Origin of the sequence: Microbacterium sp. 2FI, from assembly GCF_005502885.1 — a bacterium.
In the GTDB taxonomy this organism is placed as follows: Bacteria; Actinomycetota; Actinomycetes; order Actinomycetales; family Microbacteriaceae; genus Microbacterium.
In genome coordinates this window covers 40915-59793 of the sequence record NZ_SCMR01000007.1, presented here as the reverse complement: position 1 = coordinate 59793, position 18879 = coordinate 40915, and the positions used below count along the sequence as shown (strand labels likewise).

19 protein-coding genes are annotated in these 18879 nt (G+C 70.4%); 6 read left to right on the top strand and 13 right to left on the bottom strand.

Annotated features, from left to right (window positions below; genetic code table 11):
- The first annotated feature begins 57 nt into the window (after nucleotides 1–57).
- From FFS15_RS07955 to FFS15_RS18605, 3 genes are all read left to right on the top strand, one after another.
- Complete coding sequence (locus tag FFS15_RS07955; protein ID WP_137844484.1) at nucleotides 58–894, top strand: alpha/beta hydrolase; 837 nt, start codon at nucleotides 58–60, stop codon at nucleotides 892–894.
- A gap of 150 nt (nucleotides 895–1044) precedes the next feature.
- Complete coding sequence (locus FFS15_RS07950) at nucleotides 1045–2106, top strand: alpha/beta hydrolase (protein ID WP_137844483.1); 1062 nt, start codon at nucleotides 1045–1047, stop codon at nucleotides 2104–2106.
- 78 nt (nucleotides 2107–2184) lie between these two features.
- On the top strand, nucleotides 2185–2331 hold the full coding sequence (locus FFS15_RS18605; protein WP_171013125.1) for a hypothetical protein: 147 nt from the start codon (nucleotides 2185–2187) through the stop codon (nucleotides 2329–2331).
- A 92-nt stretch (nucleotides 2332–2423) separates the two neighbouring features.
- Here the strand turns inward: FFS15_RS18605 and FFS15_RS07945 are convergent, their stop codons facing one another.
- Complete coding sequence (locus FFS15_RS07945; RefSeq protein ID WP_137844482.1) at nucleotides 2424–3020, bottom strand: class I SAM-dependent methyltransferase; 597 nt, start codon at nucleotides 3018–3020, stop codon at nucleotides 2424–2426.
- A gap of 127 nt (nucleotides 3021–3147) precedes the next feature.
- On the opposite strand from FFS15_RS07945, the gene FFS15_RS07940 reads away from it, so the two are divergent.
- Nucleotides 3148–3366 (top strand): hypothetical protein, encoded by a 219-nt coding sequence (locus FFS15_RS07940; RefSeq protein ID WP_137844481.1) that lies wholly within the window; start codon nucleotides 3148–3150, stop codon nucleotides 3364–3366.
- A 129-nt stretch (nucleotides 3367–3495) separates the two neighbouring features.
- Here FFS15_RS07940 and FFS15_RS07935 read toward each other — a convergent pair whose 3' ends face one another.
- The 4 genes from FFS15_RS07935 to rpmB all read right to left on the bottom strand — a co-directional run bounded on the left by FFS15_RS07935 (nucleotide 3496) and on the right by rpmB (nucleotide 5016).
- A complete protein-coding gene (locus FFS15_RS07935; protein ID WP_137844480.1) occupies nucleotides 3496–4083 on the bottom strand; it encodes a GNAT family N-acetyltransferase in 588 nt (195 codons plus the stop codon).
- A 217-nt stretch (nucleotides 4084–4300) separates the two neighbouring features.
- Nucleotides 4301–4606: a 30S ribosomal protein S14 gene (rpsN, locus tag FFS15_RS07930; protein WP_137844479.1), complete on the bottom strand. Its 306-nt coding sequence runs from the start codon at nucleotides 4604–4606 to the stop codon at nucleotides 4301–4303.
- A 3-nt stretch (nucleotides 4607–4609) separates the two neighbouring features.
- Entirely contained in the window at nucleotides 4610–4780 is a 171-nt protein-coding gene (gene rpmG, locus FFS15_RS07925; protein WP_005051772.1) for a 50S ribosomal protein L33, read from the bottom strand.
- Nucleotides 4780–5016 carry a 50S ribosomal protein L28 gene (gene rpmB, locus FFS15_RS07920; RefSeq protein WP_127473561.1) on the bottom strand — a complete coding sequence of 79 codons (237 nt, stop codon included), beginning with the start codon at nucleotides 5014–5016 and terminating at the stop codon, nucleotides 4780–4782. The genes rpmG and rpmB overlap by 1 nt, the downstream gene beginning before the upstream one ends.
- A 273-nt stretch (nucleotides 5017–5289) precedes the next feature.
- Between rpmB and FFS15_RS07915 the strand changes: the two genes are divergently transcribed.
- Nucleotides 5290–10197, top strand: a complete 4908-nt coding sequence (locus tag FFS15_RS07915; RefSeq protein ID WP_171013123.1) for a hypothetical protein — start codon at nucleotides 5290–5292, stop codon at nucleotides 10195–10197.
- Here FFS15_RS07915 and FFS15_RS07910 read toward each other — a convergent pair.
- On the bottom strand, nucleotides 10172–10858 hold the full coding sequence (locus tag FFS15_RS07910) for a DNA-3-methyladenine glycosylase (protein WP_137844477.1): 687 nt from the start codon (nucleotides 10856–10858) through the stop codon (nucleotides 10172–10174). The genes FFS15_RS07915 and FFS15_RS07910 overlap by 26 nt on opposite strands.
- 75 nt (nucleotides 10859–10933) lie before the next feature.
- On the opposite strand from FFS15_RS07910, the gene FFS15_RS07905 reads away from it, so the two are divergent.
- Nucleotides 10934–12574, top strand: coding sequence for an MFS transporter (locus FFS15_RS07905; RefSeq protein ID WP_137844476.1), 1641 nt, complete (start codon nucleotides 10934–10936; stop codon nucleotides 12572–12574).
- Here FFS15_RS07905 and FFS15_RS07900 read toward each other — a convergent pair.
- The 7 genes from FFS15_RS07900 to FFS15_RS07870 all read right to left on the bottom strand — a co-directional run bounded on the left by FFS15_RS07900 (nucleotide 12556) and on the right by FFS15_RS07870 (nucleotide 18850).
- On the bottom strand, nucleotides 12556–13989 hold the full coding sequence (locus FFS15_RS07900) for a hypothetical protein (protein ID WP_137844475.1): 1434 nt from the start codon (nucleotides 13987–13989) through the stop codon (nucleotides 12556–12558). The two genes, FFS15_RS07905 and FFS15_RS07900, sit on opposite strands and share 19 nt — an antisense overlap.
- Complete coding sequence (locus FFS15_RS07895; protein WP_249353842.1) at nucleotides 13979–14734, bottom strand: TIGR03943 family protein; 756 nt, start codon at nucleotides 14732–14734, stop codon at nucleotides 13979–13981. Before FFS15_RS07895 ends, FFS15_RS07900 begins: the two co-directional genes overlap by 11 nt.
- A complete protein-coding gene (locus FFS15_RS07890; protein ID WP_249353865.1) occupies nucleotides 14724–15668 on the bottom strand; it encodes a permease in 945 nt (314 codons plus the stop codon). The genes FFS15_RS07895 and FFS15_RS07890 overlap by 11 nt, the downstream gene beginning before the upstream one ends.
- A gap of 67 nt (nucleotides 15669–15735) precedes the next feature.
- A complete protein-coding gene (locus tag FFS15_RS07885; RefSeq protein ID WP_137844473.1) occupies nucleotides 15736–16149 on the bottom strand; it encodes a Fur family transcriptional regulator in 414 nt (137 codons plus the stop codon).
- Between the two features lie 10 nt (nucleotides 16150–16159).
- Nucleotides 16160–17047 (bottom strand): metal ABC transporter permease, encoded by an 888-nt coding sequence (locus FFS15_RS07880; RefSeq protein ID WP_137844472.1) that lies wholly within the window; start codon nucleotides 17045–17047, stop codon nucleotides 16160–16162.
- A 13-nt stretch (nucleotides 17048–17060) separates the two neighbouring features.
- Nucleotides 17061–17882, bottom strand: coding sequence for a metal ABC transporter ATP-binding protein (locus FFS15_RS07875; protein WP_137844471.1), 822 nt, complete (start codon nucleotides 17880–17882; stop codon nucleotides 17061–17063).
- Complete coding sequence (locus tag FFS15_RS07870; RefSeq protein ID WP_137844470.1) at nucleotides 17879–18850, bottom strand: zinc ABC transporter substrate-binding protein; 972 nt, start codon at nucleotides 18848–18850, stop codon at nucleotides 17879–17881. Before FFS15_RS07870 ends, FFS15_RS07875 begins: the two co-directional genes overlap by 4 nt.
- Nucleotides 18851–18879 lie beyond the last annotated feature (29 nt).

The window sequence follows — 18879 nt, the reverse complement described above, 5'->3', positions numbered from 1 at the left end:
TCAGCCGGAACCGCCAGGAACCGGAACCCCACCGCAAGACACCTCAAGGAGATCGAAATGAACGAGAACACCGCCACCAAGACCCCCATCGTCCTGATCCACGGACTCTGGATGACCCCGAAGAGCTGGGACACGTGGGCAGAGCGCTTCCGCGCCGCCGGCCACCACGTCATCGTCCCGGGGTGGCCCGGCATCGACGACCGCACGGTCGAAGACATCCGCAACAACCCCGCTGCCCTCAAGGGGATCGGCCTCAAGCAGATCGCCGACAACTACGAGCGGATCATCCGCGAGCTCCCCGAGAAGCCGATCATCATCGGCCACTCGTTCGGCGGCGTCCTCACCCAGATGCTCGCCGACCGCGGCCTCGGCGTCGCCTACGTGGGCGTCGCGCCGGGTCAGACCGCGGGCGTCACCGCGCTGCCGCTGTCGACCCTGTGGACCGGCACGCCGATCCTGGCGAATCCCTTCGGCCGCAACGGCGCCAAGCCGCTGTCGAAGCGCCACTTCCACTTCACGTTCGGCAACGACCTTCCCCGCGAGGAGTCCGACAAGCTGTGGGAGGAGTTCGCCGTGAACTCGTACAACCGGGTGTTCTTCGAGGGCGTGCTGTCGGTGCTCAACGAGAAGGGCGGCGTCACCCACGTCGACTACTCCCGCGCCGACCGCGCCCCGCTGCTCATCATCACCGGCGAGATCGACCACGTCGTGCCGCCGGCGATCGGCGAGGCGATCGTGAAGAAGTACCACGCCACCGGCAGCCCCGCCGTCGTCGACTACAAGACCTACCCGGGCCGCACCCACCGCCTGGTCAGCCAGGACGGCTGGGAGGAGATCGCCGACTACGCGCTCGAGTGGGCGACCTCGCACGCGGTCGTCGAGGCGGCGAAGTAGCACCGGCCGCCACGGAGGCCGGATCCCGGGTGAGAGGCGAGAGCGTCTCTCACCGGGGATCCGGTGTCCGCGGTGGGATACGGAAAGAGAAGGCCCGCAGATCTCGCGATCTGCGGGCCTTCTGCTGTTCGTGCGTGCGAGAGTGGGCCGATGAGGAAGTGGGTGGCGGCGTCAACGGCAGCGCTGGGGCTGGCCGGACTCATCGCATTGCTTGCGCTGCGGACCCCGCGTCTGCCGCCGGGCACCGACGCGACGATCGCCCGCATCCGCGCCGGCACCGTGACGGGAGTCGTCGTCGGCGAGTCGGGGTACGCGCAGTCCGCAGGCGTCCGGATCTGGTACGAGTCGATCCCCGCCGTCGGCGTCGAGAAGGGCGTCGTGCTGCTCAACATCGCGCTCGGTGCCAGCTCGCTGTACTGGCCACCCTCGTTCCTGCGCGCGCTGTCGGCGGCGGGATACCGGTTGGTCAGGTACGACCAGCGCGGCACCGGTGCGTCGAGTCGGATGCCGGACTGGAGGCGGCAGCATCCATACTCTCTCCTCGACATGGCCGGAGACGCGATCGCCGTCCTCGATGCCCTCCACATCGACCGCGCTCATGTGATCGGGTTGTCGCTGGGAGGGTTCGTCGCTCAGGAGATCGCGATCACACATCCCGAGCGGGTTCAGTCGCTCACCTTGATGTCGACATCGGCCGATCCGACGGACGCATCCATGCCCGGCCCGCAGCTGTGGCCGATGCTCAGGTCCGCACTGGCGGGTCTTCCGCTGCTGCGGTACCGCGTGATGGGCGGTGAAGCCAACCTCGTGAAGGAGGTCCTCGCCGGCCTGGTCGCGCAGGGAGGAGACGAACCTGTCGACGTGGAGGGGTGGACCAAGGTCGTTCTGTACGACCTCCGCGAACGAGGCGGGCTCGATCTCCGTGCGCTGCGGCAGCACCAGGTCGCCGTCACCGTGACGCGATCCCGCTATCCGCTGCTCGGCACGATCACGGCGCCCACCCTCGTGATCCACGGGACGAACGACGCGTTCGTGCCGATCGATCACGGGCGCCGGCTCGCGGCTGCGATCCCGCAGGCCAGGGGACTGTGGCTGGAGGGCGCCGGGCACCCGTTCCCCTACCCGAACATGCGGGCGGTGACCCGCGCGATCACGAGCCACCTCGACGCCGCAGATCCCGGCGCCACCGGCCGGACGCACCCGATCACGTGAGGAGCGGTGCGACGACCGCGCACACTGCGTGTACCGTCAGGCACACGGGGTCACCGTGGCTCTCGAAGGAGCACGACCATGGGTGAGAAGTCCACACGGAAAGAGGGCGGCAAGACTGCGCCCGCCAAAACCCTCAAAGAGAAGCGCACCGCCAAGGCGGACAAGCGGGCGGCGAGCAATCGGGTCGAGAACACCGACGCGGTCTCGAGGGTGAAGAACCGGTAGCGCTGGAATCCCCTCGCCGAGACGACGCAGATCGCACTCAGGATGCCGTCACGCAGCAGTCTGCGTCGTCTGGCGTGTGGGCCGGGGAGGCATCAGCTCGAGCTGACGATCAGGTACCGCTCGTCGGAGATCGGGCCGCCCCAGTATGCCGGATCATCCAGCATCCGCACCTCGACGGTCCTTCCACGGGCGCGGACGAGTCTTGTGCATGCGTCGGCAGAGAGGCCGACTCCGGTGTGCCATCGACCCTCGACGAGTATCAGGATGCCGCTCGGGGTGAGCAGCTCGATCCACTTCTGCAGGGCTGCGGCCGGATCGGGCATCGCCCACAAGACGTGGCGCGACAGAACGACATCGAAGACCCCCGCCTCAAGCGGCGGGTTCGCGGCGTCGCCATCCACGAAGACGGGTTCCGGGACGGTGTCGACAGACTTCGCCCGGGCCCGGCGCACCATCTCCGGTGAGAAGTCGACACCGCTGACGAAGTGACCGCCCTCGGCAGCCAGCAGCACCGAGAGCGATCCTGTGCCGCACCCGAGGTCGGCAACCCTGCGCCCACGACCGCCGAACACGGGAAGCAGCAGATCCGCCCATGCACGACGGGTCTCGGGATCCCGGAGACCATGGTCGGCCGCGTCGTCGAAGGCCGCCGCTTCCGCGTCCCACAGGGCTCGGAGGTCATGGGTCACCCGTCCGATCCTTCCACCCCGGCATCCGCGAGGGACGAATCATCCGAGCTGCATCCAAAACGATGTGCCGGAGAGAACTACGTCTTAGCGGGTGAAACGCACCTGCCTTCCAGGAGGGGAAAGTCCAATGAAGCGCATTCTCGCCACCGGAGCGATCGTCGCTCTCGCCGTGTTCGGCTTCGCCGGCACCGCCAACGCCGCGCCCGCAGACGCTGCCTGCTTCGGCCAGATCCACAAGACCATCAACACCGAGGGCGCCCTCGGATTCACGGGGGTCGGCGAGGTCGTCAAGGCCGTCGGCGGCGCGGCCAAGAACGCCACCGCCCGAGGCCTCTGCGGCGACTGACGCACTCAACCAGTCCGCACTGCTGTCGGCGGCTCGGACGCACCGCGCCGAGCCGCCGACTCAGTGTCGCTCGGTGAGTGCTCAGCGGCGCCGGGCGAGCACGATGCCCTGGGGATGCCGCTCTCCACGTCAGCTGTGGGCCGACGGGACCGTCTTGCGCATCACGGTCTTGCTCTTGCCGATGTGACGCTCGAACGTGAATCCCGCCTTCTCGAACATGGCCCTCGTGCCGTTGTGGAGGAACGAGGACGACGTCCTCTTGCCCGGGGCGAGCTCATTGGCGAACGAGACCACTTCGCCTCCGCCGGCCTGGGCGATCAGGTCGAGTGCGCCGTCCAGCGCCTCGCGTGCCACTCCCGACCGCCGATGATCGCGGTCGACGAAGAAGCACGTGATGCGCCAGGGCGCCGGGTTGGACTCGCCCGCGTCGTACTGCTTGCGGTGATAGATGTTCGGCAGCTCGATCGGACTTCCGTACTCGCACCACGCGATCGCGTCGTCGCCGTCGAAGACGAGCGCCGCATGCGCGACGCCCTCTTCGACGAGTCGCTGCTTGAATGTCGGCCCGTCGTACTCGCTCTTCACGGTCTCCTCGGTGTCGCCGTGGAAGTACGAGCAGTAGCACCCGCCCCAGACCCCGTTGTGCTTCTCGGCGAGCGCCAGCCACGCCGGGAAGGTCTCGGGAGTGAGCGGCTTGACCTCGTGCGCGGCGACCATGCTGGTGATGGTAGCGGCCGGCTCCGACGTCCACCGCCACCCTCGCCTGCACGCGAGTGAACGACTTACCCGCGAGTGCACGACCTGCCCGCGCGGGCAACCCGCGCGCTCGCAGGCAAGCTGTGCACTCGGCGCCGGGTTGTGGGACGCCGGGTGGTGGGACGCGGAAGGGCCCGGAGTTCCGAGGAACTCCGGGCCCTTCACATGCCGTGGGTGCTTACCAGCTCGACTTGGTCACGCCGGGCAGCTCGCCACGGTGTGCCATGTCACGGAAGCGGACACGCGAGATGCCGAACTTCGTGAGGACACCGCGGGGGCGGCCGTCGATGACGTCGCGCGAGCGCACGCGAACCGGCGAAGCGTTCTTGGGAAGCTTCTGCAGGCCGATGCGAGCGGCTTCGCGCTCCTCGTCGGTGGACGTCGGCGACACGAGCGCCTTCTTCAGCTCCGCACGCTTGGCGGCGTAGCGATCGACGATCACCTGACGCTGCTCGTTGCGCGCGATCTTGCTCTTCTTAGCCATGGATCAGCGCTCCTCTCGGAATTCGACGTGCTTGCGGATGACCGGGTCGTACTTCTTCAGCACGATGCGGTCGGGGTTGTTGCGGCGGTTCTTGCGCGTCACGTAGGTGTAGCCCGTGCCGGCGGTAGAACGCAGCTTGATGATCGGACGAACGTCCTGAGCCTTCTTGGCCATCAGAGCTTCACCCCCTTCGCGAGCATGTCCTTGACGACGGACTCGATGCCGCGTGCGTCAATGACCTTGATGCCCTTCGCCGAGACGTTGAGCTTGATGTTGCGACCCAGCGACGGAACGAAGTAGGTCTTCTTCTGCACGTTCGGGTCGAAGCGGCGCTTCGTCCGGCGGTGCGAGTGCGAGATGTTGTGACCGAAGCCGGGAACTGCTCCAGTCACCTGGCACACTGCTGCCATAGTGATGTCTCCTTAGTACCGTGAGGCCGGACGGCCCCACCCAAGATCCCTTGTCTGCACCCCGCGCCTCAGCGGACCGTGACCGGCCTGTGGAGGGTGTGGGATGCGAACTGCGTGCTGGAGTGCGCGCAGACAAAGATTCAGTCTAGCACGCGGGAAGCTGCCGCCCGGACTCGCGGCGGGCCCGGGTCGCCCACAGCCGAACGCGTCTATGCGGGTCGCGGCATGCGGGTGGTGCCACCATGAGTCACCACGACCTTGCGGGGAGTGAAGATGGCACACCCAGACGACGGCACGACGATGTGGCCGGGATCACCTCAGGATCTCGCCGACGCGCACATGTGCCCCTCCTGCTTCACGCCGCTCACACGCGCGACCTGCGACGCGTGCGGTCTCGAGCTCGGCGATCCGCGCGCGGCGAGGCTCCTCGAGATCGGCCGCAGGATGATCGCCCTCGAGGCGGAGCGGCAGGTCGTCATCGAGACGCTCAGAGAGGCGAGCGTGCCCGCGCCGCCGCCATACGTCGAACCCGAACCCGAACCCGAGCCGGAACCCGAAACCGAGCCGGAACCGGAGCCGGAGCCCTGGGAGCTGGCGCCGGAGCCACTTCGGGTCGAGCACGTTCCCGTGCCCACACTCGTCACCGTCGAATCGCAAACGAAACCACACCTCGCCCCGACACCGGCGGCCGCGGCGACGCCGGCCGCGGCATCCGTCGTCGCACCCGCCCCTCGACGCCGCTTGAGCGTTCCGGTGCTGCTGCTGATCGTCGGGGTGTCGCTCGTCGGGATCGCGGCGATCTTCTTCCTCGTGTACGCGTGGTTCCAGTGGGGGATCGCGGTGCGCGCGCTCATCATCGGCGCGATCACGGTCGCCACCATCGGGATCGCATCGCTGCTGCGCCGCCGCTCGCTCACCGCCACGGCCGAGGGCATCGCGGTGCTCGGCGTGCTGCTGCTGGGACTCGACGCATGGGCCGTCCGTGCGAACGACTTCTTCGGCGCGGGCCAGGTCTCAGGCCCCGTCTACGCCGGCATCGGCGTGATCGTCGTCGGCGTGCTCTGCCGCGTGTGGGCGAAGCTCTCGGGGCTGCGCAGCCCCGACATCGCCGCCGTGCTCGCACTCCCGGTCGGCATCGGACTGCTCATCGGCGGCATCTCGGGGCTGCCGACCGCTGAGGCGATCACCGCGGGCCTCCTCGGCGCGGCGGCGGGCGGACTCCTGCACGCGCTGCCGGCTCCGTGGTCGTCGGCTCGTGCTCGCCCCGACGCCGTGCCCGAGCGGACCGCACTCGCGGTCGTCGGCGTATCAGCGCTCGTCGCGGCGGCGATCGTGGCGTTCATCGCCTCACCCGACAGCATCGCGGTGCCGCTGTGGAGCGGCGGGGCGATCGTCGTGCTCGGCGCGGTCCATGCGTGGATGCTGCGGCCTCGACTCGACGAAGAGGCTCTCCCGGCCGCGACGGCACTCGCGGCGACCGCATCCGCCACCGCTGCGACGGTCGCGACACTCGTCGGCTGGCAGGTGGCCTACCGAGGCGACCTGCCGGTGTACACGCTGCTTCTCGGGCCGGTGGTCGCCGTGGCCGTGCCGGTCGTCCTCGACCGCGCACACCGGCGCCTCCCCGGCCTGTCGGTCGCCCGCATCGCAGCGGGTGCACTGGGCGCACTGAGCCTCGTCGCCGCGGTCCTCCTGTGGGGAGCACTCGCCACGATCGCGATCGCGTCGGGGTGGACGACCTGGCTGACGGACGCCTTCGCGACCCCGGCCTCGCAGCCCGACGGCGCGCTGCTGGCGGCCTTCGCCGGGATCGTCATCGCCGCGCTGCTGTTCGCGGCTCCCACGCTGGGCGCCCCGCGCCTGCGGCACGTTCGGGTGATCGCCGCGGCCGTCGTCGTGCTCACCGGCGTCGCCGTCGTCGCGATCCCGAGCGTCCTCGTGGGCGCTGCGACGCTCGTCGCGGTGGCAGCGGCGGCCGCACTGACGCGGCCGTCGGTACGCATCGGCGCCGCGGTCGCGGCGGGCATCGCTGCGGCAACCGCATTCACGGCCGGCACGGCCACGCCCGGGTTGTGGCTCGTCGGCATCGCGGTGGCCGTCGGCGTGCCGATCGTCGCGCAGGCGATCGTGCGGCCGACCGGCACCATCGCTGCAGCGCTGACGGTGACCTCGGCGGCCGTCGCCACGATCTCGGCGTTCCTCGCGCCGGCGGCGTTCGGCGCCGCCACCGGCACGCCGCCGAACCCGCTCGTGGCCTTCGTGCTGCTGCAGTGGATCGCGCTTGTCGCGGTCCTGTGCGCCGTCGTGGTTCCGAGCGGTCTGCCGACCCGCCGGGCAGCGGCCTGGTCGGGATATGTGCTGTTCGCCGCCTCCCTGCTGCCGCACGCCATCGACGGGCTTCTGGGCCGCGGCGCCTTCGACGTCGTGGTCGGCGCGACCGCGCCGGTTGCGGGCGAACCCGCACTGGGGATCGTCCGATCGGCGGCGCTCCTGGTGCTGGTGGCCCTCATCGCACTCGGCCGCACCCGCCTCGATGCGACGGCATCGTCGGGCGCCGCACTGCTGGTCGCCCCGCTCGCGGCGAGCCTCGCCTTCGCGGTCGCCTGCACGTTCGGCGCCGAGCAGCACGGAGCGCGACCGCTCGCGACGACCGGCGCCGCCGTCGTCGTCGTCTGGGTCGCCGCCCTCTGGTCGATGCGGCACCCTGCAAATCCTCGGCTCCATGCGCCGGATGGGGACCGACGGGCGCTTCCCGGCATCCGCACCTTCGTCGATCTCGGCGCCCTCGCCGCGGTGCTCGCTCTCGCGTGGGACGCGACCACCGAACCCGGCTGGGCGATCCTGCTGGTGATCGCGGCGGGCTTCGTCGGCGCGTCGATCACGCGCGGATGGGCGGGGCCTGCGGCCGCCCACACGGTCGGGGTGCCGTCGACCCGCGTCGACGGCGTCATCACCGCACAGGCGCCGCGGCGCCTGCTCGTGTGGCCAGCATTCGCCGGCGCCACCGCTGCCCTGTGGTGGGGACTCGCCGCGTCCCCCGACGCAGGGTCGCTCCTCATCGAGGCGTATGTGATCCCGCCGGCGGCCGGACTCCTCGTCTTCGCCGCGCTGCTCGTGTGGCTTCGCCGCCACGTCGAGTCCGCCGTCGCGGTGTGCCTGTCGTTCACCCTCGGCCTGATCGTGCCCGTCGCCGTCACGTGGTCCACAGCGCCGATCCGCAGCGTCGTCATCGCTCTCGTGGCCGCTGTGCTGTGCCTCGCCCTCACCCTGACGCCCGCGCTGCGCGCGCGCATCCCCGCCCTGGCCGGCGCAACCACCGCGCTGGTCGCCCTGGCGTTCGCGAGCGTCGAAAGGGCGGTGAATCCGGCCCCCTTCGAGGCGCCTCTCACGGTTGCGTGGCTGCTCCTGCTGGTCGCGACCGCGTACGCCTCGGCGTGGGGTGTCGCCCGCGTCGGAACGGCTGCGCTGTACGCACGTCTCGTTCCCTCGGTCGCCCTCGCCGTCACCGTGATCGCGGCCCTCCCGGCCGCCGACGACCCGTGGGTCGTCGGCATCGCGCTCACAGTGCTCGCGGCCCTCCACCTCGCGGCAGCCGCGGTCGACCGCACCCCGTTCGATGCGGCGACCCGGTGGGCGAGCCTCGCCGGCGCAACTGCCTTCGCCGTCGCCGGCGTGCTCTTCGGTGTCGCGACCGTCGACGGGGTCGTCGTGGTCGAGGTCGTGTCCCTGCCGCTCGCCGCCGTCGTCCTCGCGGGTTCGGCGGTCGCCCAGTGGCGACAGCATCGTCACGGGCAGGCCGTCTCGCCCGCGGAGCAGTTCGTGTGGCTCGCGGGCCTCGGCCTCGCCGTGCTGCCGAGCATCATCTCACCGGTCGAGCCGTTGCGACTGTGGCTCGTCATCGGCGTCGCGCTCGTGCTCGCACTCGTGGCGGTCCTGGCTCCGGGGAGCGGCGCTCGAGCCGTGCGTTCGTCATCGGCCGTCGTGCTGACCGCCGCCGCGGTGCTCATGGGCGTACGCGCGCTCGAGCCCTCGACCTTCCCGCTGCTCGAACTCGCGGCGAGCCTTGCCGGTGCCGGGGCGCTCCTCGTCTCCGCCGCGATGGTCTGGCGCCGCTCGTTCGCCCGGAACGCGCCGTCGACGGTGATCGCGGCCGCCGGCGCCGCCCTCCTCATTGCGACCGCGATCGTGTTCGGCGACGGCGACCTCGCGCGCACCGTCATCACCGTGAGCGTCGCCGGGGTCGTCGGAGTCGGCGGAGCCGCCCTGATCGGGCTCGAGCGCTGGAGAGACTGGGGATCGGTCCTGGCCGTCGCCGGATTCGCCGGGGCCGTCGTCGCGATCGCCTCTCGGATCTTCGAGCTCGCCCGGTTCGTCGGAGACGTCGTCGCGATCGAGCCCGATCTCTGGGCCCTCGTGGGGCTCGCGATCACGGCCGCGATCGGCATCATGGCGCTGCGCGCGAGCGCCGGCACGCCGAGCGAAGCCCCCGCCGGACTCATCGTCGGCTTCGGCTTCGCCGCGGCGGTGGTGCTGTTCACCGCTGCGGAACTCCTGCAGGTCGGTGCCGGCACCGGCACCGGAACCGGCGCGGACCAGCTCCGCACCGTCTTCACGATGACCGCTCTCACCACGTTCGGAATCATCGGCGTCGTGTGGCGAAAGCGCCTCGGGCTCGCACTCGCGGTGGCGTCGGCAGTGCTCGCGGGCAGTTTCGGCATCCTCGCCTTGACCGCGTTCGCGCTGCGTCCCGTCGAGCTTGTGACGATCCCCCTGGCGATCGGGATGCTGGCGCTCGGCGCGCGCGCCCTGGTGCGCGACCCGGCGACCCGCTCGTGGCCGGCCCTCGGCCCCGGACTCGCGATGCTGCTCGTCCCGTCGCTGCTGCACGACTTCGGCCCCAGCGAACTGTGGCGGGTGGTCGGGCTCGGCGTCGTGTCGATCGCGATCGTCGTGGCCGGAGCGGTATGGCGGCTCCAGGCGCCGCTCGTGCTCGGCTCGGCGGTGCTGCTCATCCACGCGATCTCGCAGCTGTGGCCCTGGATCTCGGCGGGCTACACCTTCGTGCCGTGGTGGCTGTGGCTGGGCATCGGCGGGGCCCTCCTCATCTTCCTCGCAGCGCGCTACGAGAAGAACATGCGGGCGCTGCGCACATCGTTCACCGCGGTGACGTCGCTGCGCTGAGCGCGCCTCGACCCCAGCGGAACGCCGACACCGTCGGGTCTCCGTCGATCCAGAAGCGCCACGGGAAGTCATTCGTCCCCGCGACACCCGCGACGCCCACCCGGGGTCCGGTGGCGATCGCGGCGTCGCCGAGAGGATCCGTCCGCAGGTCGAGCCGCGCGACGGCGCCGGCGAGTTCGCCACCGGTGATCGCGTCGATCCCGTCATGGCGCGGATGCCGCAGCCCTACCGCCGCGCCGAGGCGCCCGGGGCCCCGGGCGAGGTCTCTCGCACCTCGCGTGGCCGGTCGACGCCGGGACGCGGCATCCGTCCCCACCACGACCTCGCCCGCGCGCAGGAGCACGCCGCCGGCGACACCCGCGGGAGCGCACACGACGTTCACACACGAATGGATGCCGTGGCTGAGGTAGACGTACAGGTGCCCCGGCTCCCCCCACATCGTGGCGTTGCGCGCGGTCTCACCGCTGCGCGCATGCGAGCCCGGATCGGGAACGAGACCCGTGCCCTGCCCGTGATACGCCTCGACCTCGGTGAGGCGCACCGTGACCGTATCACCGTCGACGACGGTCGTCAGCATGGCCCCGAGAAGGCGCGGAGCGACCTCGACCGGCAGCCCTTCCAGGTCGCTGCGACGCGCCCGCAGAAACGTCGCCTCCGCCATGGGCCGAGTCTATGCACGCCGATGTCACCCGCGGCGAACGATCCGCCGGGTGGTCGCCACCACTAGCATTCGGACATGAAGCGATGGTTCGTCCTGATCCTGCTCGGCGTCTCGCAGTTCGTGATGGTGCTCGACAGCACCGTGATGAACGTGTCGATCTCGACGGTGGCCGAAGACCTCGGCACCGATATCTCGGGCATGCAGGCAGCCATCACGTTCTATGCGCTGACGATGGCCGCGTTCATGCTCACGGGCGGCAAGCTCGGCGACAAGTGGGGTCGCAGCAGGGCGTTCCGCATCGGCTCGATCGTCTACGGCATCGGATCGCTCACGACGGCGCTGAGTCCCAACCTCACGGTGCTGATGTTCGGATGGTCTCTCGTGGAGGGTCTCGGCGCGATCCTGGTCATTCCGGCGATCGCGGCGCTCGCGGCGATCAACTACACCGGACGCGACCGCATCATCGCCTTCTCCGCCCTCGGTGCGATCACCGGCTTCGCCGCCGCGGCAGGCCCCCTCATCGGCGGTTTCATGACGACGTACTCGTCCTGGCGGTACGTCTTCGTGGCGGAGACCGTCGTGATGATCTTCGTGCTCATCTTCTCGGGCCGCATCAAGGACGTCCCCGGTGACAAGGCGCTGCGCATCGACCTGCTGAGCGTCGTGCTGTCGGCCAGCGGCATGGCGATCCTCGTCTTCGGCATCCTGCAGTCCAAGAACTGGGGCTGGATCGTGCCGCTGGATCCGCCCTTCGCCCCGCTGGGCATCTCGCCCGTCGCCTACATGATCGTCATCGCGATCGTGGTGCTGTGGCTCTTCATGGTGCGCCAGCGCCATCTCGAGGAGAGCGGGCGCGTGGCGCTGCTGAAGGTGAGCCTGCTGCGGATCCCGGCGCTGCGCAGCGGCTTGACGATGTTCCTCGCGCAGTACTTCGCGATCGCCGCGCTCTTCTTCGTCGTGCCGGTGTACCTGCAGACGATGCTCGGCTACGACGCCCTCGAGACCGGGCTGAAGATCCTGCCGCTGTCGCTCGGGCTCATCCTGTTCTCGGTCGTCGGATCGCGGCTGTCGACCGTGCGCTCGGCGCGCAACCTCAGCACGATCGGGCAGCTCACGCTCGGCATCGGCGTTCTCCTCGTGTTCGCGGCCGTGCAGCCCGAGCTTGCCGGCTGGCTGTTCGCGACCGGCATGTTCATCGTCGGCGCCGGTTTCGGCCTGCTGGCCTCGCAGCTCGGCAACGTGAACATGTCTGCCGTCGACAAGGGCGACACGTCGGAGGTCGGCGGGCTCCAGGGGACATTCCAGAACCTGGGCTCGTCGTTCGGCACCGCGATCGTCGGCTCCGTGTTCATCCTGCTGCTCACCTCGAGCTTCACCAGCGCCGTGCAGAACAGCGCGTCGCTGCCGTCGGACGTGCAGCAGCAGGTCGTCGAGGTCGCCTCGAAGGGGGCGCCGATCATCTCGCAGGAGCAGGCCGAGCAGGCCGTGATCGACGCCGGCGGCAGCGAAGAGGTCGCCGCCGAGATCGCACAGACCTACGCCGACACGCAGGTCGATTCGCTCCGCCAGTCGCTTTTCTTCGTGTTCGTCCTGACGGTGCTGGCGCTCATGCTCTCGCGCGGGCTGCCGGCGACGGTCGCGCCCGCGGCCGGTCCGGAGGACGACTCCGCCGAGCCGGTCGATCCCGAGGACGCGCGTCAGAGCGGCGGCACCTGACACCACGAGATCGACGAGCCGGCGAGCGAGACGACGTCCGCTGCGTCGCCGATCTCGAGGATGCGGGTCTCGACCCGCTCCGGCAGCGGCAGCAGGTAGGTGTCGTAGGGGTTGGCGACGGCATCCGGAGCAACGAGGATCGCGACGTACCGGGCGCTCGGCGAGGCGCACACCTGCAGCACCGCGTCGGTCGCTGCGATCTCGCTCAGCAGACTCGCCGTTCCGTCGGCCGCGACGAGCGTGACCGACGTACGACCGGTGGGGGTGCCGTCGGCTTCGAGCACGGCGGCCGTGCGGATCGTCGACCCGTCGGGGAGGGGCGTCACCGTGCTTACGCCGCCGAGCGGCGGGACAGGCTCGACGAGCGGCTCTTCGCTCGCGTCGGTGAGGTCGATCGTGGTGACCTCGTCGACGCGCTCGACGACCGCCTCGGACGAGCCGCGGGCGATGCCGTCGATCGACACCGCCGCGCCGAGCGCCGTCGCACCTTCGCCACCTGACGCGGTGAGCAGCAGCGACCCGTCGAACGACAGCAGCAGCAGGCTGTCGGTGTCGGGCACGAACCGCCACTCCGCGACGCGGGGATCGGCGCCGTCGATCTCGACCGCCGTCGGCGGGGTCTCGGCCGCCTCGCTCTGCAGTGACGCGGTGTAGAGCACGCTCTCCTGGCCGCCGGTGGCGCCGAGGTCGGCATCCGAGAAGGTGTAGCCGATGAGCTGTCCGCGGTCGGCGGTCTGCAGGTTCGAGATGTACCCGTCGCCCGGAAGCGGCAGCTCGCGCGCGCCGACGCCGCCGCGATCGGTGACGATGAGCCCCGCCTGATCGTCGTCGGTGCGCACCGAGATCACCAGATGCGACGTCGTCGCGCGGAAGTCCTCGATGTGCGGGTGGGTGAACACCGGCATGGCCTCGTCGCCCGACAGATCCGTGAGGAAGATCGTGTCGTCCTCGCCGCCGCCGCCGCGCTGCAGCAGATGCACGCTCAGCGACGGCGTGCGGAACGACTCGGTGATGGTCGTCTCAGGACTCCCGCCGAATCCCTGCACGCCGTCGATCCGCACGGTGAACTCGGTCTCGTCCCACAGCGGCAGGGCGAAGCGGATGCCGACGCTGCGGCCCGACGTGTCGACGGCGAACGGCGTCGCGGGCGTGACGGTGACCTGCGCGGGGTCGACCTCGGCGAGCGACTGCGACGTGGTGACGATGAGCCGCGAACCGGATGCCTCGACCGCCGCTGTCGGATCCACCTGCACGTCGGTGACCCGGGGCCCCTGCGCGACCGAGGCTGCCGCGCCGGCCACGCCGACGACGGCGAGCGCCGCGACGACCGCGGCGAACGACACGGCGAACGCGCGGGCGCGGCGCCGGCGGCCCTCTGTCCGCCGCGACGGAGCGCCGGGCTCGTCAGAACTCATACGGATCCTCGGGCTCGGGGATCTCCTCGACCGCGTCCGCGACGATCGCGAGGCGTCCGTCCGAGCTCGAACGCACAGTGCCGGTGATCGACACCCATTGGCCGGTGTCGGGCACGCCGCCCCCGTCGAGGATCGGCACGCTCGCCGGCTGCGCGTCGATGACGCAGTGCGTGATCACGAGGCGCGTGAGCCCGAAATCGCCGCGGTCGCCGGGCGTCACGAACCCGACGAGCTCGACGGGGTCGCCGTCGAAGGCTTCGGGGTTGGTCGTCGTCGCGAACACCGTCGCCCAGTCGCCGACCCCGAACGAGGCCGTGTCGCCGGTCGCGGCGAGGGTGACGGCATCCGATCCCGCGAACAGCGGCGGCGCACCCACGTCGCGCGACATCGCGAGCTCGGCCGAGAGCGACGCGGGGGGCAGGACGAGGGTGAGGACGACGACGCCGGATGCCGCGACCCCGCCCACGACCGAGGCGGCGATCGCCGCGGGGTGATCGACGAAGTGTTCGTGATCGTCGTCGTGATCGTGGCCGTGGTCGGACTCGGCGCCGAGGGGCAGCGCGAACGAAGCGACGGCGCCCGCGAGCACCACGACCGCCATCGACACCGCGAACCAGGTCGAATCGGGGTTGATGTAGAGCCCGAGACGCCCCGTGAGCGCGAGCGACAGCGTCACGACGGCGAGCACCGACGCGAGCCCCACGCCGAGCCACCGGGTGCCGATCCACTCCGCTCTACGCGACAAGGTTCACCACCGCTCCGATGGCGAAGGCCGCCAGGATCACGACGGTCGAGATGCCGACGAGCGTGCGCGTCGTGAAGGTGGTCCGCAGCAGCGCGAGCATCTTGACGTCGACGATCGGCCCGACGATCAGGAACGCGACGATCGACCCGGGTGTGAAGGTCGACGCGAACGACAGCGCGAAGAACGCGTCGACGTTGGAGCAGATCGAAACCACCATCGCGAGCGCGATCATCGCGGCAATCGAGAGGGCGGGGTTCGATCCGATCGCGAGGAGCATCTCGCGCGGGATGAGAACCTGCACCGCTCCGGCGAGCGCCGAGCCGATCACGAGGGCGGGCATCACCGCGCGCAGCTCGACGACGAACTGGGCGAGGCTGCGCCTGCCCTTGCCTCCCGGCTCGTGCGCGATGAGGTCGCACGTGGCGCGGAAGCGGTCGGTGAGGAGCGCGTCGGGTGACGGGTGGCGGCTGTAGAGCCAGCCGATGAGGTTCGCGACGAGATAGCCGCCGACGAGACGGGCGATGAGGATGCCGTCGCTGAACCCGAACGCCTGGTGCGTCGTGATGATCACGATGGGGTTCACAATGGGCGCGGCGATGAGGAACGTGAGGGTCTCGGGCACCGAGAATCCGCGGATCAGCAGTCCCCGGGCGAACGGCACGTTGCCGCACTCGCACACCGGCACGACCATGCCCAGCAGCGACAGCACGGCGCGCCGCGCCCACGCGCGTTTCGGCATCCATCGCTCGATGACCCCTGGCGGCACCCACACCTGCACGACGATCGAGAGCACGACGCCGAGGGCGACGAACGGCAGCGACTCGATGAGCACGCTGATCGCGAGGGTGAGCCCGTCCTGCGCGCGCGTGGGGAGGGATGCCGGAAAGAGCGTCGGCGCGAAGGCGTCGATCAGGAACAGGACTCCGACGACCACGATGCCGATCGCGAGCGCGACGAGGGTCTTGGCGACGCCCGAGGGCGCGACACCCGCGGGGCGCGTGTCAGTGCGCGTCACGCTCGGTCTCCCGCGCCTTCGTGCAGGTCGCGCAGAGCCCGAAGATGTCGACGACGTGCTCGGCGCGCGTGAAGCCGTGGGTGGCGGCGATGCGGTGCGCCCACTCCTCGACGTCGGACGCCTCGATCTCGACGGCCACGCCGCACGAACGGCAGATGAGGTGGTGGTGGTGGCCGGTCGACGCGCATGCGCGGAAGAGGTTCTCACCGTCGGGGCTCTGCAGCGAATCGGCGTCGCCCTGCGCGGCGAGGCCGGCGAGCGCGCGGTAGACGGTGGCCAGGCCGATGCCGGTGTTCTCCTCGCGGAGCGTGGCGTGCAGGCTCTGCGCGCTCACGAAGCCGGGGGCGTCTGCGAGGGCTTCGCGCACGCGATCGCGCTGCCACGTGTTCCGCTGGGCCATGGCGGGGAGTCTACCCGCGAGCGCTGTGGAGCTGACCGGCGGGCTCCCTCGTGACCCGGCCGCGACGGGTGCCGATGATGCGGCAGATGACATAGATCGCGAACGAGATGGTGGTGATGTACGGGCTCACGGGGAGGGTTCCGGCGATCGCGAGCAGGATGCCGCCCACGGCCGACACGAACCCGAAGAGCGCCGCGAGCAGGGGCACCGAGAGGGGGCCTGCGGCGATGCGCATCGCGGCGGCTGCGGGCGTCACCAGCAGCGCCATCACGAGCAGCGCGCCGATGATGTGGACAGCGACGGCGACGATGAGCCCGAGCAGCAGCATGAACCCGAGCGATACGGCCGTCGTCGGCACGCCGCGCGCGGCTGCGGACTGCGGATCGAGCGAGTCGAACCGCAGCGGCCGCCAGATGAGCAGCAGCGCGAGCAGCACGAACGCGCCGATCGCGATGAGCCAGCCGAGCTGATCGCTCTGCACCGACACGATCTGCCCGGTGAGCAGGCTGAAGCGGTTGGCGCTGCGGCCGTCGTAGAGCGAGAGGAACAGGATGCCGAGGCCCAGGCCGAACGGCATGAGGACGCCGATGATCGAATTCCGATCGCGCGCGCGCACGCCGAGCCAGCCGATGAGAGCAGCAGCGATGAGCGATCCGACGATCGAGCCGGTGACCACGTCGGCGCCGATGAGGAGCGCCGCCGCCGCGCCCGCGAACGACAGTTCGCTGATGCCGTGCACGGCGAACGCCATGTCGCGCTGCATGACGAACACGCCGATGAGCCCGCCCACAAGGCCGAGCACCGCGCCCGCCCACACCGAGTTCGACACGAGCGCGAGGATCTCGCCGTAGACGGGGAGGCCGCCGAACATCGCGTCCTGGACGTCGTCCCAGTTCATCCGTGCACCTCGCTCACCCGTGCACCTCGTCGTGGTGGTGGTGTGACTCCTCGGCGTCGGGCGCCCCGACGACGACCAGCCGATCGCCCGCGCGGAGAACGAAGACGTGCGCTCCGTAGAGGTCGGTGAGCACGTCGGAGCGCAGCACTTCGCCCGGGGTGCCCAGCGTGAACCGGCCGCCGGCGAGGTAGAGGATGCGATCGACCTTGCTGAGCACCGGGTTGATGTCGTGGGTGACGAGCAGGACCGCGGCGTCGTGTTCGCGCCGATGGCGGTCGATGAGTCCGATGACCGCCTGCTGGTTCGCGAGATCGAGGCTCGTCAGCGGCTCGTCGCACAGCAGCAGGCCGGGGTCGCCGGCGAGGGCCTGTCCGGCGCGCAGCCGCTGCTGCTCACCGCCGGACAGTTCTCCGACGGGACGATTGGCGAACTCCGCCGCCCCGACCGCCTCGATGAGGGCGTCGACCTTCTGCCGGTCCCCGCGGCGGGGGAACGGGAGGCCGAACCGATGCCCGTCGACTCCCAGCGTGACGAGGTCGCGACCGCGCAGCGCGGTGTCGGGCGGAAGCGGACGCGACTGCGGGATGTAGCCGATGCGGCGGTTGCCCGCGGCACTGACGTCGCCGCCGAGGACGGTGATCGATCCGCCGCTCAACTGCTCGAGCCCGAGGATCGCGCGCAGCAGCGTGGTCTTGCCGGTGCCGCTCGGGCCGAGCACGGCGATGAGCTCGCCGGGCGCGACGTCGAGATTCAGACCCGACCACAGCTCGCGGTCACCGCGGCGCAGCGAGGCGTCGCGGATCTGCAGCGCCGGAGTCGCCGGGGCGTCGGTCACCCGTTCAGCGCCGTGCTCAGGGCTTCGTTGTTCGCCTGCATCCACGAGATGTAAGTCTGGCCCTCGGGGAGCGTTTCTGTGAATGCGATGACGGGGATGTCGGCGGTCTCGGCCGCGTCGACGATCTGATTCGTCTCGGCGCCGCCGGTCTGCGCGTTCGTGATGACGACGCTCACGTCGCCCGCCTCGATGAGCTGGAGCGATGCGAGGAGCGTCGCCGGCGCGACATCCTGCCCCTCCTCGACGGCTTCGCTGAAGGCGTCGGGCGTGAGGTTGTCGAGTCCCGCGGCCTCGACGAGATAGACCGGGACCGGCTCGGTGACGAAGACGCCCGCGCCCGCGTGGTCGGCGTCGACGATCGCGAGGTCGGCCTCGAGCGTCTCGACCTCGGCGAGGAACGACGCGAGGCCGGTCTGGATCGAGTCGGCGTCGGTGGGACTGATCGACTCGAGCTTCGACGCGATGCCGTGCGCGAGCGCACCCATGGTCGCGGGGTCGTACCAGACGTGCTCGTTGAACCCCTCGACGTGGTCGTGGTCGTGACCGTCGTCATCGTCCGAGTCATCGTGTGCGGCGCCGCCCTCCCAGAGTGAGGAGAACTCCACCGCGGTGAGCACGGGTGCCTGACTGCCGCTCGCGTCGATCAGCGCGTCGATGAACGAGTCGTAGCCGCCGCCGTTCTCGATGATGAGGTCGGCATCGGCGACCGTGAGCTGGTCGCGCGCGCTGGGCTCGAACGCGTGCGGATCCTGCGAGTCGCTGGTGACGATCGAGGTCACCTCGACCAGCTCGCCGCCGATCGCTTCGGCGATCTGGCCGTAGACGCTCGTCGACGCGACAACGGCGATGCGGCCGTCGTCGGCGCCGCCGGCGGCGGCGTTGCCGCTCGCGCACCCGGCGAGGGCGAGCGAGGAAGCGGCCGCGAGGCCGAGCAGCGTCATCGTGCGTGTGCGTCGAGGGGAGGTCATGCGTTCACCCTAACGCTAATGAGAATCGT

Excerpts from the sequence above, each read along its gene's own strand:
- FFS15_RS07935 (WP_137844480.1), bottom strand. The coding sequence starts at position 4,083 with ATGGTCGCCGCGCACGAGGTCAAGCCGCTCACTCCCGAGACCTTCCCG.
- rpmG (WP_005051772.1), bottom strand. The coding sequence starts at position 4,780 with ATGGCCAAGAAGGCTCAGGACGTTCGTCCGATCATCAAGCTGCGTTCT.
- FFS15_RS07955 (WP_137844484.1), top strand. The coding sequence starts at position 58 with ATGAACGAGAACACCGCCACCAAGACCCCCATCGTCCTGATCCACGGA.
- FFS15_RS18605 (WP_171013125.1), top strand. The coding sequence starts at position 2,185 with ATGGGTGAGAAGTCCACACGGAAAGAGGGCGGCAAGACTGCGCCCGCC.
- FFS15_RS07905 (WP_137844476.1), top strand. The coding sequence starts at position 10,934 with ATGAAGCGATGGTTCGTCCTGATCCTGCTCGGCGTCTCGCAGTTCGTG.
- FFS15_RS07900 (WP_137844475.1), bottom strand. The coding sequence starts at position 13,989 with ATGAGTTCTGACGAGCCCGGCGCTCCGTCGCGGCGGACAGAGGGCCGC.
- FFS15_RS07910 (WP_137844477.1), bottom strand. The coding sequence starts at position 10,858 with ATGGCGGAGGCGACGTTTCTGCGGGCGCGTCGCAGCGACCTGGAAGGG.
- FFS15_RS07870 (WP_137844470.1), bottom strand. The coding sequence starts at position 18,850 with ATGACCTCCCCTCGACGCACACGCACGATGACGCTGCTCGGCCTCGCG.
- FFS15_RS07915 (WP_171013123.1), top strand. The coding sequence starts at position 5,290 with ATGGCACACCCAGACGACGGCACGACGATGTGGCCGGGATCACCTCAG.
- FFS15_RS07885 (WP_137844473.1), bottom strand. The coding sequence starts at position 16,149 with ATGGCCCAGCGGAACACGTGGCAGCGCGATCGCGTGCGCGAAGCCCTC.
- FFS15_RS07950 (WP_137844483.1), top strand. The coding sequence starts at position 1,045 with ATGAGGAAGTGGGTGGCGGCGTCAACGGCAGCGCTGGGGCTGGCCGGA.
- rpmB (WP_127473561.1), bottom strand. The coding sequence starts at position 5,016 with ATGGCAGCAGTGTGCCAGGTGACTGGAGCAGTTCCCGGCTTCGGTCAC.
- FFS15_RS07880 (WP_137844472.1), bottom strand. The coding sequence starts at position 17,047 with ATGAACTGGGACGACGTCCAGGACGCGATGTTCGGCGGCCTCCCCGTC.
- rpsN (WP_137844479.1), bottom strand. The coding sequence starts at position 4,606 with ATGGCTAAGAAGAGCAAGATCGCGCGCAACGAGCAGCGTCAGGTGATC.
- FFS15_RS07940 (WP_137844481.1), top strand. The coding sequence starts at position 3,148 with ATGAAGCGCATTCTCGCCACCGGAGCGATCGTCGCTCTCGCCGTGTTC.